The 13,786-nt window shown below is 60.0% G+C and carries 16 protein-coding genes; 9 read left to right on the forward strand and 7 right to left on the reverse strand.

Going from position 1 to position 13,786, the window contains the following annotated elements:
- Nucleotides 1-3 precede the first annotated feature (3 nt).
- The 3 genes from C7440_RS03395 to C7440_RS03405 are packed head-to-tail and all read left to right on the forward strand — an operon-like array spanning nucleotide 4 to nucleotide 2,805.
- Nucleotides 4-435 carry an acyl-CoA thioesterase gene (locus C7440_RS03395; RefSeq protein WP_116517478.1) on the forward strand — a complete coding sequence of 144 codons (432 nt, stop codon included), beginning with the start codon at nucleotides 4-6 and terminating at the stop codon, nucleotides 433-435.
- A gap of 14 nt (nucleotides 436-449) precedes the next feature.
- On the forward strand, nucleotides 450-1,592 hold the full coding sequence (locus C7440_RS03400) for an FAD-dependent monooxygenase (protein WP_116517957.1): 1,143 nt from the start codon (nucleotides 450-452) through the stop codon (nucleotides 1,590-1,592).
- Between the two features lie 52 nt (nucleotides 1,593-1,644).
- Complete coding sequence (locus C7440_RS03405; RefSeq protein WP_116517479.1) at nucleotides 1,645-2,805, forward strand: ABC transporter substrate-binding protein; 1,161 nt, start codon at nucleotides 1,645-1,647, stop codon at nucleotides 2,803-2,805.
- A gap of 27 nt (nucleotides 2,806-2,832) precedes the next feature.
- On the opposite strand, the gene C7440_RS03410 is transcribed toward C7440_RS03405, so the two are convergent.
- Nucleotides 2,833-3,738, reverse strand: a complete 906-nt coding sequence (locus tag C7440_RS03410) for a LysR family transcriptional regulator (RefSeq protein ID WP_116517958.1) — start codon at nucleotides 3,736-3,738, stop codon at nucleotides 2,833-2,835.
- 159 nt (nucleotides 3,739-3,897) lie between these two features.
- Between C7440_RS03410 and C7440_RS03415 the strand changes: the two genes are divergently transcribed.
- Both C7440_RS03415 and gtdA read left to right on the forward strand, forming a co-directional pair.
- Nucleotides 3,898-4,755, forward strand: coding sequence for a fumarylacetoacetate hydrolase family protein (locus C7440_RS03415; protein ID WP_116517480.1), 858 nt, complete (start codon nucleotides 3,898-3,900; stop codon nucleotides 4,753-4,755).
- A gap of 23 nt (nucleotides 4,756-4,778) precedes the next feature.
- Entirely contained in the window at nucleotides 4,779-5,816 is a 1,038-nt protein-coding gene (gtdA, locus tag C7440_RS03420) for a gentisate 1,2-dioxygenase (RefSeq protein ID WP_116517481.1), read from the forward strand.
- On the opposite strand, the gene C7440_RS03425 is transcribed toward gtdA, so the two are convergent.
- Together C7440_RS03425 and C7440_RS03430 are read right to left on the reverse strand one after the other, a co-directional pair.
- Complete coding sequence (locus C7440_RS03425; RefSeq protein ID WP_116517482.1) at nucleotides 5,813-6,718, reverse strand: glycoside hydrolase family 18 protein; 906 nt, start codon at nucleotides 6,716-6,718, stop codon at nucleotides 5,813-5,815. The two genes, gtdA and C7440_RS03425, sit on opposite strands and share 4 nt — an antisense overlap.
- 6 nt (nucleotides 6,719-6,724) lie before the next feature.
- On the reverse strand, nucleotides 6,725-7,552 hold the full coding sequence (locus tag C7440_RS03430; protein ID WP_116517483.1) for an alpha/beta fold hydrolase: 828 nt from the start codon (nucleotides 7,550-7,552) through the stop codon (nucleotides 6,725-6,727).
- 101 nt (nucleotides 7,553-7,653) lie between these two features.
- Here C7440_RS03430 and C7440_RS03435 point away from each other — a divergent pair, with 101 nt between their 5' ends.
- Nucleotides 7,654-8,232, forward strand: a complete 579-nt coding sequence (locus C7440_RS03435) for a hypothetical protein (RefSeq protein ID WP_133244250.1) — start codon at nucleotides 7,654-7,656, stop codon at nucleotides 8,230-8,232.
- Between the two features lie 100 nt (nucleotides 8,233-8,332).
- On the opposite strand, the gene C7440_RS03440 is transcribed toward C7440_RS03435, so the two are convergent.
- Nucleotides 8,333-8,530, reverse strand: coding sequence for a hypothetical protein (locus C7440_RS03440; RefSeq protein WP_017525602.1), 198 nt, complete (start codon nucleotides 8,528-8,530; stop codon nucleotides 8,333-8,335).
- Between the two features lie 108 nt (nucleotides 8,531-8,638).
- On the opposite strand from C7440_RS03440, the gene C7440_RS03445 reads away from it, so the two are divergent.
- Nucleotides 8,639-9,709, forward strand: a complete 1,071-nt coding sequence (locus C7440_RS03445) for a PA0069 family radical SAM protein (protein WP_116517485.1) — start codon at nucleotides 8,639-8,641, stop codon at nucleotides 9,707-9,709.
- Here C7440_RS03445 and C7440_RS03450 read toward each other — a convergent pair.
- Nucleotides 9,706-10,071 carry a COG4315 family predicted lipoprotein gene (locus tag C7440_RS03450; RefSeq protein ID WP_116517486.1) on the reverse strand — a complete coding sequence of 122 codons (366 nt, stop codon included), beginning with the start codon at nucleotides 10,069-10,071 and terminating at the stop codon, nucleotides 9,706-9,708. The genes C7440_RS03445 and C7440_RS03450 overlap by 4 nt on opposite strands.
- Before the next feature lie 337 nt (nucleotides 10,072-10,408).
- Between C7440_RS03450 and C7440_RS03455 the strand changes: the two genes are divergently transcribed.
- Both C7440_RS03455 and C7440_RS03460 read left to right on the forward strand, forming a co-directional pair.
- Nucleotides 10,409-11,518 carry an S-(hydroxymethyl)glutathione dehydrogenase/class III alcohol dehydrogenase gene (locus C7440_RS03455; RefSeq protein ID WP_116517487.1) on the forward strand — a complete coding sequence of 370 codons (1,110 nt, stop codon included), beginning with the start codon at nucleotides 10,409-10,411 and terminating at the stop codon, nucleotides 11,516-11,518.
- Between the two features lie 9 nt (nucleotides 11,519-11,527).
- The gene (locus C7440_RS03460; RefSeq protein WP_116517488.1) at nucleotides 11,528-11,815 is read left to right on the forward strand and encodes a metal/formaldehyde-sensitive transcriptional repressor; all 288 of its coding nucleotides are present in this window, start codon (nucleotides 11,528-11,530) and stop codon (nucleotides 11,813-11,815) included.
- A 10-nt stretch (nucleotides 11,816-11,825) separates the two neighbouring features.
- Here the strand turns inward: C7440_RS03460 and C7440_RS03465 are convergent, their stop codons facing one another.
- Nucleotides 11,826-12,248 (reverse strand): VOC family protein, encoded by a 423-nt coding sequence (locus C7440_RS03465; protein WP_116517489.1) that lies wholly within the window; start codon nucleotides 12,246-12,248, stop codon nucleotides 11,826-11,828.
- Between the two features lie 109 nt (nucleotides 12,249-12,357).
- On the reverse strand, nucleotides 12,358-13,749 hold the full coding sequence (gene nirK, locus C7440_RS03470; protein WP_180064374.1) for a copper-containing nitrite reductase: 1,392 nt from the start codon (nucleotides 13,747-13,749) through the stop codon (nucleotides 12,358-12,360).
- Nucleotides 13,750-13,786 lie beyond the last annotated feature (37 nt).

Here is a 13,786-nt window from a genome sequence, read left to right on the forward strand (position 1 = left end):
GCCATGCGAACTTACCAATACGAACGGCGCTTGCACTGGAGCGAATGCGACCCGGCGGGCATCGTTTTTTTCCCCAACTATACGCGCTGGATGGTGGAAGGGCTGAACGAAATGTTCTTGTCGCTGGGAATAGATCCGAACGCCCAACAGGAAGATGGCGGCCGTGGCGGCCTGCCGGTCGTGCAACTGGCGATGAAATTCTTTGAAGCCCCGACGCTGCATTCCATCGTGCGTCACGAAATCCTTGTGGAGAAAATCGGCGGGAAGTCGCTGGCATTTACGCATCGCTTCTGGTGCGGCCAAACCTTGCTGGTGGAAGCAAGTGAAACAAGGGTATGGGCTGTTCATGCACCGGGCGGCAAGCCTGCCATGCAAGCCATCGCCGTGCCTGAATCCGTGCGCGGCCTGCTCAACGCGAATGCCGAAGGACCATAATTGGAGGTGTGGAAGTGAAGATCAATATTCTTGGTGGCGGCCCGGCGGGTCTGTATGCGGCGTACCTGCTGAAACGTTCCAGGCCCGACGCCCTGGTCAATGTCTATGAACAGAACGACGCTGATACGACTTTTGGCTTTGGTGTCGTGTTCTCGGATCAGGCCTTGGAGTTTCTGCGGGCGAACGACGCAGAGACGCTGGACGCCATAACGAGGGGGCTGGAGACCTGGCGCGACATCGAGCTGCGTGTCCATGGTGAATCCATCCGTATCGACGGCGTGGGCTTTACGGCCATAGCCCGCTTGAAGCTGCTGGAGATATTGCGCGACAAGGCGCTGTCGGCCGGTGCCGTGCTGCATCATAAAAAGATGGTCAAAAACATCAATGAAATAGACGATGCCGACCTGATTATTGGCGCCGATGGTGTGAATTCGCTTGTTCGCCGAACGTTCGAGCGCGAGTTCGGTTTCAGTACCGAGCTGTTCGAGAATCATTTTGCCTGGTTTGGCGCCGACCGTCCTTTTGACCGCCTGACCCAGACCTTCAAGGCGACGCCGCAGGGCTTCTTCAATGCTCATCACTATCGGTACTCGCCGTCAATGAGCACCTTCCTGGTAGAGGTGGACGCCCCGACGTTCGAGCGGATCGGCTTCGCCGACAGGAGCGAAGAAGACTCGAAGCGGTACTGCGAAGACGTGTTCGCGGATGAACTGCAAGGCGCTTCGCTGGTGATCAATAAATCGCATTGGCGGCGCTTTCCGATAATCAACAACGCCCGCTGGTCCGCGGGGAAGTACGTGCTGGTCGGCGATGCCTTGCGGACTGCGCATTTCTCCATAGGTTCTGGAACCCGCTTGGCCCTGGAGGACGTCCAGGCGCTTGCGGCCGCCGTGGTGGAAAGTTCCGGCGATATCCCGCGGGCATTGGAGAGCTATGAAGAAAAGCGGCGTCCGGGGGTGGAGAAAATCGTTGCCGCCGCAAACCAGAGTGCATGGTGGTACGACCATTTCGCCGAGCACATGAAGCTGCCGGCATGGGAGTTCGCCAAGAGCTATATCAGCAGGTCGGGGCGCGTTGACATCGAGCGGCTGCGCATCAATTCACCCGTTTTTTCGTCGCAGTACGAGGCCTGGCGGGCGCAGAACGAGCACGCCTGACCAACAGCCTTCGAAGTAGTTCATTGATAATAATCAGGAGACAACCATGAGAATGAAGTTCGCCGCCGCGGCGTTGTTGTCGGGGCTTCTGGCCTCGTCCGCCTATGCCGAATCGCCGATCAAAATCGGCTTTATTGCTGAATTGTCCGGGCCACCGGCAGCACTGGGCGCCGACCAGTACGATGGTTTCATGCTGGCTGTGGAGCAGAAAGGGGGCAAGCTGGGCGGGAAAGAGGTCAAGATCTTCAAGGAAGACAGCCAGCTGAGACCCGAGGTCGGCATTCAAGCAGCCCGCAAGCTCATCGAGCAAGAGGGCGTGCAGATCATTACCGGCGTCACATTCACGAATATCATGATGGCGATCCTGCGGCCTGTCACCGAAAAAGAGGTATTCATCATCGGTACGATGGCGGGTCCGGCGCCTATTGCGGGGGCACAATGCTCACCCTATGTCTTCATGACGTCATGGCAGAACGACACGCTGGCCGAAGTGATGGGGCAATATGCGTCTGAGCAAGGGTATAAGAATGTGGTGGCCCTTGCGCCCAATTATCAGGCGGGCAAGGACTACATCGCCGGCTTCAAGCGTTATTACAAAGGTGAACTTGCCAACGAGATCTACACCCCTTTGGGTCAGCTTGATTTTTCGGCCGAGTTGACACAGGTAGTTGCGGAACAACCGGATGCGGTGTTTGTATTTTACCCGGGCGGCTTGGGCATAAACTTTGTGCGCCAATACAGCTTGCTGGGGCTGAACAGTAAGATTCCCCTGCTTACTGCTGCGACAGTAGACGGGACAACGCTGCCGGCAATGAAGGACACGGCCTTGGGCGTGATGGCCGGAACCCACTGGAGCTCCGATCTCGACAACAGCCAGAGCAAGGCGTTCGTGGAGGCGTTCAAAACCAAGTACGGACGAATGCCTTCGGATTATGCGGCTCAAAGCTACGATGCCGCCTTGCTGCTCGACTCGGCAATCGCCAAGGTAGATGGAAACCTGGACGACAAGCAGGCGTTCATGAAGGCATTGAAGGCGGCGGACTTTGATTCGACCCGGGGCAAATTCCGGTTTGGAAACAATAATTTCCCCATTTACGACATGCATGCCCTGAAAGTGGAAAAGGGGGCCGATGGCCAGGTGGTGCTTCGCACCCAGGCTACGCCGTTCAAGGATCACCAGGATGCCTATCACCAGGAATGCCCGATGAGCTAAGCGGGCCGGCGGCGCTCGAGCGTGCCGCTACGCCGGCAGCGGCATGTCCAGGAAGGTCTCGAAGATGGTTTGCCGGAACCAGATATGGCCGGGCTCATGGTGGTAGCGTTCGTGCCAGTACTGGCACACGTCGTAAGACGGCAGGCTGAACGGCAGCTTCAGTACTTTGATGGACGCATCGTGTTCCAGGGTTCGGGCCACCCTAGATGGAAGAATCGCGAGCAGGTTGGTGGACGTGATCATCTGCCCGATGCCCAGCAGCGACGAGACCTTGATCTTCACCTTGCGTTCGATGCCGCGCTCTTCCAGAACCTTGTCCAGCCTGGCGTGCACGGTGGCCGGGGCGTCCACGGAAACATACTCTTCAGCCAGGAAGTCATGCATGGAAAGGCTGTCGCCCAGGCGAGGATGGTCGCACCGGGCGACGCAGGCGTATTGCTCGGTCATCAGGCGCTGCTGGTAGACGCCCGCCTGCAGTTCTGTGGGGTAGCCGATGGCAACGTCCACTTCGCCCGCCTCCAGTTGCTTGCTTGTGTGCGGCCCCAGTTCGACGGACTCTACGCGCAAACCCGGCGCGCATTGATTCAGCAGCGCAACCAATTCGGGCAGCAGGGCCATTTGCGCCACCTGGGCCAGGCCCAGGCGAAAGGTCCGGGTCGATGTGCCGGGGTCGAATGGGGCATCTGCGCCGATTGGGGCCAGCAGTTCCAGTGCCTGTTCTATCTTGGGCAGCAGGCCTTCCATGCGCGGCGTAGCCTGCATGCCGGCAGAGGTGCGCACGAACAGTGCATCGCCGAAGTGCTTGCGCAAATGGTTCAGGCGGATGCTGATGGAAGGCTGGCTTAGGCCGATGTGCTCCACAGAGCGCGTGATGCTGCCGCTGCGGTGGATTTCCTTCAGGATCAGCAGGTCGGAAATGTCTAGATTGGCCATGAGAGACAAGGGAAGAACAGGAGCAGGTAGAGGGGATAGCCTCGCCTGGGTCCGGTATATTGAAATATACAATAATTATTATAGTTGTGGCCTTGTTGTAAAAATAGTGGGGCAGGCGAAGAATGACGGCATTCAACCCAAGAGAGGAGCCACTTCATCATGCGTCTATGCCGTTTCAATTCGAACCGCCTCGGAGTCGTACAAGGAGACCAGGTTTTTGATGTCACCGAAGCCCTGGACGTCCTGCCTTCCGTTTCGTATCCCTTGCCCCAGGTGGATCCGCTGATTGCCAACCTGGACAAGGTGCGGGCCCGTATCGATGAACTCCTGCCGGCGGCAAGTTCATGTGCCCTGGCCGATGTCACCCTGCTCAGCCCGGTGGCCAACCCCGGCAAGCTGGTGGCGGCGCCGGTGAACTATCGCAAGCACCTGGAAGAGGCACGCGCCGATGCCGAGATCCATCACAATAACCAAGTAGCGGAAATCCAGCGGGTCGGGCTGTTCCTGAAGGCGACGAGCTCGCTGGTCGGCCCAAGCCAGGGTGTCGCCTTGCGCCATACTGATCGCCGCAATGATCACGAGATCGAGTTGGCTGTTGTCATCGGCAAAGCGGGCAGCCGGATTTCCCGTGCAGACGCCTGGAGCCACGTCGCCGGCTATTGCATCGGCCTGGACATGACGGTGCGCGGCCCCGAAGAGCGCAGCCTGCGCAAATCCATCGATAGCTATAGCGTGCTGGGGCCGTGGCTGGTTACGGCGGACGAGATCGCCGATGCGACGCAGCTGGATTTCTGGCTGACGGTCAATGGCGAACCCCGCCAAAGCGCCAACACGCGGGACCTGGTCATCGGCATTCCCGAGTTGATCGAGTTCGCCTCCGCCTTCTACACCTTGCATGAAGGCGACGTCCTTTATACCGGAACCCCCGAAGGCGTGGGCCCCGTTCAACCGGGCGATGTCATCGTGGCCAATATAGAAGGCATTGGAGAAATGCGGGTGAACGTCAGCAAGGCGTGAACCCCTAGCTAAAGGAGTCTGTTATGCAAGCCGTACAAGACCAGAAGGAACTGCGTCAAAGTTTCTACGACAAGATCGATTCGTCCAACGTCACGCCCCTGTGGGAAGTCCTGCATTCCGTCATAACCAGGGAGCCCAACACTCCTTGCCTGCCCTATCTGTGGAAATGGGCCGACGTGCAGGGATGGCTTGAAGAGGCCGGCGGACTGATCACAGCGCAAGAGGCCGAGCGCCGGGTGCTGGTGCTCGAGAACCCGGGCCTGCGTGGCCGCACGCGCGTCACGCACAGCCTGTACGCGGGCATGCAGTTGATCTTGCCGGGCGAGGTCGCGCCAGCGCATCGGCACACGCAGTCGGCCTTGCGCTTCATCATGCAGGGCAGCGGCGCCTACACTGCCGTCAATGGCGAGAAGGTCACCATGAGCGTGGGCGATTTTGTCATCACGCCCTCGTGGACCTTCCACGACCACGGCAACCCCTCGTCCGAGCCCATGATCTGGCTGGATGGCCTGGACGTGCCCATCGTCGAATTGCTGGACGCCCAGTTCATGGAAGGCGGTTCCCAGGCGTCGCAGGAAATCACCTCGGGCGCCAACGTCAATTTCGCCGAATTCGGCCACACCATGAAGCCGGTGTCCTACCAGCCGCGCTCGCAAACCTCGCCCCTGTTCTGGTATCCGTATGAGCGCACGCGCGAGGCCCTGGAAACACTCAAGCAGCATGGCGAACCGCATTCCTGCTGGGGGTACAAGCTGCAATACACCAATCCGGTCACCGGCGGCTGGGCCATGCCGTCCATCGGTACGTTCATGCAGTTGCTGCCGGCCGGATTCAAAGGGGGCGGCTACCGCTCGACGGATTCGACGGTGTATGCGGTGGTAGAGGGCACGGGACGCTGCATCATAGGCGGACAGACCCTGGCGTTCGGGCCGAAGGATGTATTCGTCTGCCCCTCGTGGATGCCTTATCAGCTGGAAGCCGACAGCGATGCGGTGCTGTTCAGCTATTCCGACAGGCCCGTGCAGCAGGCGCTGGACCTGTGGCGCGAGGCGATTATCTAGCGGGGTGGGTGCAGCGCTGAATATATCCGCTGCTGCACCTGCCCCTCGTAGGCATGGTTGTCCGAGTTCAAGCGCCACAGGTGCACGCCGGCCAGGCCATAGTGGTGGTATGTGGCCAGCACTTCTTCTTCGCCATGGGTGTCGCAGTTGGTCTCCGGGCAGATGCCGTAGAGAATCTTGCCAGCCGGTACGCCCTCCTGGAAGAAGGCTTCGGGCGGAATGTCCATGCCGCCGGCGTAGCTTTGCATATTGATGTAATCGAAGGGCGACAGGCTTTCGGGGTTCAGATACTCGCCCTCGGCGGGCGAGAGCGTTAAGCGAAAGGGCTTTCCGTATTCGTTCGACAAGGCTTGCAGCGTGTCCTTCAGCTTGTGCGCCAGCGCGGGGAAATCGGCGGTGACGTTGTTGTCTTCGTAGTCTATGTCGAAGCCGTCCAGCGCATACCGGCCGCCTGCATAAGATTGATAGTAGCCAATGAAGTCGGCCACCGATTGCACATAGGTGTTCAATTCGGCCTCGCCATGCAGGGCCGACAGCGGCTTGCCCCATATGCCCTGGCCATTGCCCCACCACTGCGAAATGACGATCTTGATGTCCGGGTTGTCGTGCCGGGCTCGATCAACAAGCCACTCGAAACGATGGCGCAGCGGGCCGGTCTGCGCGCTTTCGAAGAGCCCGAATTGCTTGTGTTCCTGTATGCCGGCGGGGCCTACGTACAGCACGTCCACCTTGTCGAAGGCAATCTTTTGCCATTCGGCCGGAATGTTGAAGTAGTCGTGGTCGTCGGAAAGATAGAACCAGGCCGCGGCGATGGGGGCGGGCGGCGCGGGCGTTTCGTTGCCGCTGCCGCCGCAGCCGGCCAGCAGGAAGAGGGTGCTCAGGTAGGCAAGAAAAAGGCGCATGCGAATTCAAGAGAGTTGCGGGAACTGTCGAGCCTCAAGAAACGCCTCCAACTGTGCGTTCACCTGATCAGCACGGGTCAGTGGCGCCATATGACCGCCTTCATCCAAGGATTGCACCTGCCAATGCGGGCACGCTTGAACGAGTACCTGTTGTACGGCATAGAGGGCGGGCAGGGTGTCGCGCGCATACATCAGCAAGCAGGGCAGGCGCAGGCCGGCGTAGTCGCCAAGTTGAGAGGTGTTGTTTTGCAGTGCTCGCCCTTCATGCACGCTGGCCTCGATGGTCGCCGCAAAGCGCGCGCGACGCTCTTCCGGCAACGCATTCCAGCTGGCCTCGCTGGACCAGAACACAATGAAGTGCCGCGCCGCTTGCTCTGGCCGACCCTGCCGATAAAGCCCTTCCACCTCGTCCATCATTTCCACCATGCACTGGAAACCGCTTGGGTCGCCATGATGCTGCAGCAGATGGAAGGGGTTGGGTTCGTACAAGGCCAGGCTGGCTACACGGTCTGTTCGAAGCCGGGCGACTTCCATAGCTACGACGCCGCCCAGGGAATGGCCCACCAGATGAACCATGCCGGGTAGCTCGTCCATCAGCGCGAACACCAGTTCGGCGTGATCGTGAATTGTCTGGGGCTGGCCGTCGGGCCATGGTGTGGTCTGGCCATAGCCGAAGAGATTGATGGCAAGCACCCGATAGCGCGGCGCGAGCCGGTCGATCAGGGCACGCCACTGCCGATTGCTGCTCGAGGCGCTATGAATCAGCAGCACGGTCGGTCCGCTGCCTTCGTCCAGATAGTCGATGCGCCGGTGGTCGGATTCCAGTACGGGCATGGGTTGTTGAAGAAGTTGGAGACGCTAGGATTCTAGCGCAAGCGTGTACACTCGCTGTTTTTTTGCCGATACAGGCGGTAGAGGATAGGCAGGTGCGGGTGATGGGTAGGAAAGTTTGGGTCATGCTGGCCATGGTCGGCCTGTTAACGGGCTGCATGAACAAGGCGCCATCGGATCAAGACGTGGAGGTGGCCATCAAAAATCTATGGGCCGGCTATTCATGGGAGTTCAGCTCCAATTTCGACGTCGCCAGTTTCGAAAGGCTGAACGGCTGGAAAGATGGCGAAGACTACTGGGTAGAGGTGGCTTACAAGGTGAAGGCCAGGCAGCCCTACTACGAGATGGTGGCCGACTGCGTTGAGCCTACCGCGGCGAACTACAACGACTCGGCCATGGGGCAGCTTTCAATGGGCCTGAGCGCCATGATGAAAGGGTTTCAAGGCACCGAGGCGCTGGATGAGTATGCCGAATACCTCAAGACCAATCCCGAGCCCGCAAAAATGGCGCAGGCCCGCGGCAAGTACGAAGCGCAATACGTGAATATTTCATTCCTGGATTGCGTGAATCATTTCGCCGAGACGTCAAATGTCTTCCACAAGGGCCTGAAGGCAGGAGACGAGCTGGCCTACAGCATTAAGTTTCGGTTCAAGCAAACAGAAGAGGGATGGAAGAATCTGTAATCGCCTGAAAATGCGGCGTTGGCGCGCCGCTCCTATATCGTCTAAGTAGGGCAGCCTGAGCCAACGAGTTCAAGCACCTCGGGTGATTCTGCCTTGGCTCTCAGTTCAATGCTTCATTAGCCGCCTCTTCCGGCGTCAGCCCGTTATAGAACTGGTCGGTAAACCATTCGGCCTGCTCTTCGATGTGGTCCTGCGCTTCGCGCAGCGATGCGCCTGCGGCGACCAGAAACCCTTCGACTTCGGTGCACCATTCGATCAGGGCCAGTTCGTCCGGATCGGGCTTGTTCTTTTTTCCCATGTTTATTCCCCTGTTGGTGGCTATGAATGCCGGGATAGCTGTGTGTCGCAATATTGTTATTATCCCCCTGCTATATACTGTTTATTTATACAGTATTAGGGGTGAGCTATGAAAGCGGCTCCCATCAAAGGCAGGGGCAGTATTTCGAACAATACATCGCGGTTCGAGCAGTTTCAGCGCGAACCGTTCGACGACGAGTGGCCGGAAATCGAACCAGAAGCCGAGTCCAAGTCGGCTACCACCGTTTCTTTCGAAACAGCCAAATCCATCATCTCGCGCAACGATTCGCCCGATATTCCGTTCGATCAGTCGATCAATCCGTACAGGGGGTGCGAGCATGGCTGCATATATTGCTATGCCCGGCCCACGCATGCCTATCTGAATCATTCCCCCGGCTTGGATTTCGAGACCAGGCTTTATGCCAAGGGCAATGCGGCCGAGCTGCTGCGCAAGGAATTTTCAAAACCTTCATACGTGCCCAAGCTGATCGCGCTGGGGGCCAATACCGACCCTTATCGACCCATAGAGCGCAAGTTGCGCATCACGGCGTCGATCCTGGCGGTGATGGAAGAGTTCAACCACCCGGTCGCCATTACAAGCAAGTCCGCGTCTGTAATCCAGGACATCGACGTACTTGCCCGACTGGCCCGCAAGAACCTGGTTCGGGTGTTCATGTCGGTGGGCTCGCTTGACCGAACCATTGCAAGAACCCTAGAGCCGCGCGCCAGCACGCCCGGGGCGCGGCTGGACGCTATACGCCGGCTCAGCGAGGTGGGCGTACCTTGCGGCGTGATCGTGGCGCCCGTCATTCCCGCTTTGACCGATCACGACATGGAAAAAATTCTCTTCTATGCAAAAGATGCGGGGGCGGAAGCCGCGGCGTATGTCTTGCTAAGGCTGCCTTTGGAGATCGCCGAGCTGTTTCGCGAATGGCTGGCGGCGCATCATCCTTTGAAAGAGGCCCACGTCATGAACCTGGTCAGGCAGATGCGCAACGGCAAGATGTACGATTCCGATTACAGCAGCAGGATGAAGGGCACGGGGGTGTTCGCCGAGCTGCTCCGGCAGAGGTTTAAAAGGGCATGCCTGAAAGCCGGCTTGAACCAGGCCCGGCCCCCTTTGGACACAACCCTTTTTTCCAGGCCGCCTGAAAAGCGGTCTCAGTTGAGCCTTTTCTAAGGTTTGGCCAGATGCCACACGCCGCCGGCGCCGTCTCCGGTGGTATCGCCGGGCTTCGCGTCTTTGACAAAAAGGTATAAAGGCTTGCCCTTGTAAGCCCATTGCTTTTTACCGTCATGGCTTTCTGCGAAGATCCAGTCGCCGCTGGCTGTGTCGTCTGCTTCGGCAAGGGCGGGCGGCCAGTTCTTGGCGCACTTTTCAGTGCAGGCGCTTTTTCCGCCTGTATCCTTGTCGTAGGTGTAAAGCGCGGCACCCTTGGAATCGATGAAGTGGCCGTTTTGGGTTTTGGGGGCCTCAGCCAGCGCGGTGCCGGACAGCCCCACGCATGCGAGCAGCAGGAAAAGTGTTTTACCGGTAGTCATGGTTACTCCTTTCTGGGGGACTTGCCCGGCCAGATTCCGGAGCTTGTGGGCTCGGAGGGCGGGCCACACTAGAACGATACCGCTAGCGTGGATCCATGTTATTCGATTGCGCATGCGACAGGTGTTACCAATGCTCAGCGCCTTTGCCGGGGCGGCGGGCTTGGCGGTGCGCATGTATAGGGGGGAATACCGGTTCCGCGCGGGCGCTAATGTTCGTATATACTGCCCCCCAGTATAAAAATATTCTCGTCGGATAGGTCCGCAGACCTGTCTTCATATTGTTTCAGGCCGGCGGCCAAGGCGCCGCCAAGCCCGTCTCTCTATCAAGGAAGAAGCCATGAAATCACGTGCAGCTGTAGCGTTCGAGGCAGGAAAACCCCTGGAAATCGTCGAGATCGACGTCGAACCGCCCCGCAAGGGCGAAGTGCTGGTCAAGATCACCAGCACAGGCGTCTGCCATACCGACGCCTTCACGCTGTCGGGCGAAGATCCCGAGGGCGTGTTCCCGGCCGTGCTGGGCCACGAGGGCGCCGGCATCGTGGTTGAAGTGGGCGAGGGCGTCACCAGCGTCAAGCCCGGCGACCACGTGATTCCCCTCTATACCGCCGAATGCGGCGAGTGCCTGTTCTGCAAGTCGGGCAAGACCAACTTGTGCGTGGCCGTTCGCGCCACGCAGGGCAAGGGCGTCATGCCCGACGGCACCACGCGCTTTTCGTACAACGGCAAGCCCATCTATCACTACATGGGCTGCTCAACCTTCAGCGAATACACGGTGGTGGCCGAGGTGTCGCTGGCCAAGATCAACCCCGAAGCCAATCCCGAGCACGTCTGCCTGCTGGGCTGCGGCGTTACCACGGGCATCGGCGCGGTGCACAACACCGCCAAGGTGCAGCCGGGCGACAGCGTGGCCGTGTTCGGCCTGGGCGGCATCGGCCTGGCCGTGATCCAGGGTGCGCGCCAGGCCAAGGCGGGCCGCATCATCGCCGTCGATACCAATCCCGACAAGTTCGCGCTGGCCAAGGTGTTCGGCGCGACCGACTGCATCAACCCCAAGGACCACGACAAGCCCATCCAGCAGGTCATCGTCGAGATGACGGAATGGGGCGTCGACCACTCCTTCGAATGCATCGGCAACGTCAACGTCATGCGCGCTGCGCTCGAGTGCGCGCACCGCGGCTGGGGGCAGTCGGTCATCATCGGCGTGGCCGGCGCGGGCCAAGAGATCTCCACCCGTCCGTTCCAGCTCGTCACCGGCCGCCGCTGGCTGGGCACCGCCTTTGGCGGCGTGAAGGGTCGTTCCCAACTGCCGGGCATGGTCGAAGACGCCATGAAGGGCGACATCGACCTGGCTCCGTTCGTTACCCACACGCGCAGCCTGGACGACATCAACGAGGCGTTCGACCTGATGCACGCCGGCAAGTCCATCCGCACGGTGATCAACTACTGATAACGCGCCATGCCTCATTCACCCGAGGACAAAAGGCGCGCCGTCATGCGCTTGCGCCGCATCAAGGGCCAGGTCCAGGCCCTTGAGCGGGCTGTCGAGGAAGGCACCGACTGCAGCCTGCTGCTGCAGCAGATCGCCGCGCTGCGGGGCGCGGCGAACGGCCTGATGGCCGAAGTCCTCGACAGCCATCTGCGCGAGCTGTTCGGCACGCAGAAAGAAGATACTCCCCATGCCGCCGTCGATCCCGACGTCGAGATCGAGGCGCTGATGAAGATCTTGCGCACCTACCTGAAGTAAGTGGGCCTCTTCAATCCGGCGGCAGCAGTTGGGGGTTCCAGACGGCCTCCCACAGATGGCCGTCCGGGTCCTGGAAGTATCCGGCATAGCCGCCCCAGAAGGTATCTTGCGCCGGTTTGACAATATGCGCCCCGGCCGCCTTCGCCTGGGCCATTGTCGCGTCCACTTCCTCTTTGGATGCAAGGTTGTGTCCCAACGAAAACTCGGTGGCGCTGGGCGCGCCCGGCGCAATGCCTGCGTCGTGCGCCAGGCTGGCTCGAGGCCAGATGGCCAGCTTCAGCCCCGGCTGCAGGTCGAAGAAGGCCACCGCCCCATGTTCGAACTGTTCGCCGATGATTCCTTCGGTGGGCAGTTGCAGCCCGTCACGGTAAAACCGAAGTGATCGTTCAAGATCGTCGACGCCGATGGTGATGACGCTGAGACGTGGTTTCATAAGCGCTCCGATTGTTTGTCGTTACCCGCCAGCATAGTGCAAGGCCTCCGTCCCCTGAAAGGGGACGTCTTTGCCAGCTGCCGCCGGTGCGCATCGCCCGCGCCGCGGCCTAATGCCCCGAGTTGTGGTCGACCGGCTCGGTGGAGTGGAAGATGCTGTGATCTTCCTTGCCCGAAACAGTCAGCGTGCCGGCCAGGCCTTTTTCAGCCCGCGACAGGGCGTGATCGACCAGCGTGTAGTTGCCCGGCACGTCGACCTTGAACTCGACCATGGTCGCGCCCCCAGGCGGAACCAGTGTGGTCTGCACGTCGGTGAGCGGCGGGCTGGTCAGCGAGGCCTTGTCGTAGACCCGGTCGAACACCTCGCCAATCACATGGAAGCTGGAGATCAGGTTGGGGCCGCCCACGCCGAAGAAGATGCGGATGGTCTCGCCCACATTGGCCTGCAGCTTGTAGCGGTCGGTCAGGGCGCCCATGGCGCCATTGAACGTAAGATGCTCGGGCTTTTCATCCAGCAGTTTTTCCAGGGAAAATTCTTGGTGGCCCAGGGTGCCGTGCTTTTCGGCGGTATAGAGCTCGCCCTGCATTACGTAGAACTCGCGGTCGACTTCGGGCAGGCCGCCTTCGGGCTCGACCAGGATCATGCCGTACATGCCGTTGGTGATGTGCTGGGCCACCATGGGGGTGGCGCAGTGGTACACATACAGGCCGGGGTGCAGGGCCTTGAAGGTGAAGCTCTTGGTCTGGCCGGGCGCCGCTTGCGTAACGGCCGCGCCGCCGCCGGGGCCCGTTACCGCGTGAAAGTCCACAGAGTGGATGTGCGCGGCTTCTTTGGCGTTGCTGAGGTTGACGGTAACGGTGTCGCCCACGCGCACGCGGATGAAGGGGCCGGGCACTTTGTCGTTGAAGGTCCAGTACTTATAGGTGGTGCCGCTGGCAAGCTGGCCGACGACCTCGGTGGTTTCGAGGTCGACGGTAATGTGCTCGGGCCCGCGCTTGCCCACGGGTTTGCCGACCGCGGTCGGGTCCTGGATGATGCCCATCGCGCTGCTTGCGGCCTGTTCTTGCTGTTCGCCGACGATGAGCTTGCCGAACATGCCGGCAGCCTTGTGGCCCGGCAGGGTGCAAAGGTATTCGAACGTGCCGTTCTTGTTGGCGCGGAACACGATGGCCGTGGACGAACCCTGGCCGGTGAAGTGGTCCGACTTTGCGCCGAACTCGGGCACCGAGATGTCGTGGATGGCGCCGTCGCCATTGATGACGTTGATCTGCACCACGGCGTTTTCGGGCACATGCAGGTCGGGGTTGACCTTGCCCTCGATGGCGCCGGCGTCGCCCTTGAACACCAGCTTGCCGTCGGCGATGGCCGTGCGCAGCGTAAAGGTGACATCGGGCCGGTACGTAACAGCGCCGTGGCCCGTATGGGCCGCTTCGGCGGCAAGCGCGGGCGCAACAAGGCCCAGTGAAGCGATCAATGTCCACAACATCAGAAATATTCGCATTGTTTCCTCTTGAACTCGAATATGGCGTAAAGGGAAT

Origin of the sequence: Pusillimonas noertemannii, from assembly GCF_003096595.1 — a bacterium.
Lineage (GTDB): Bacteria > Pseudomonadota > Gammaproteobacteria > Burkholderiales > Burkholderiaceae_B > Pusillimonas > Pusillimonas noertemannii.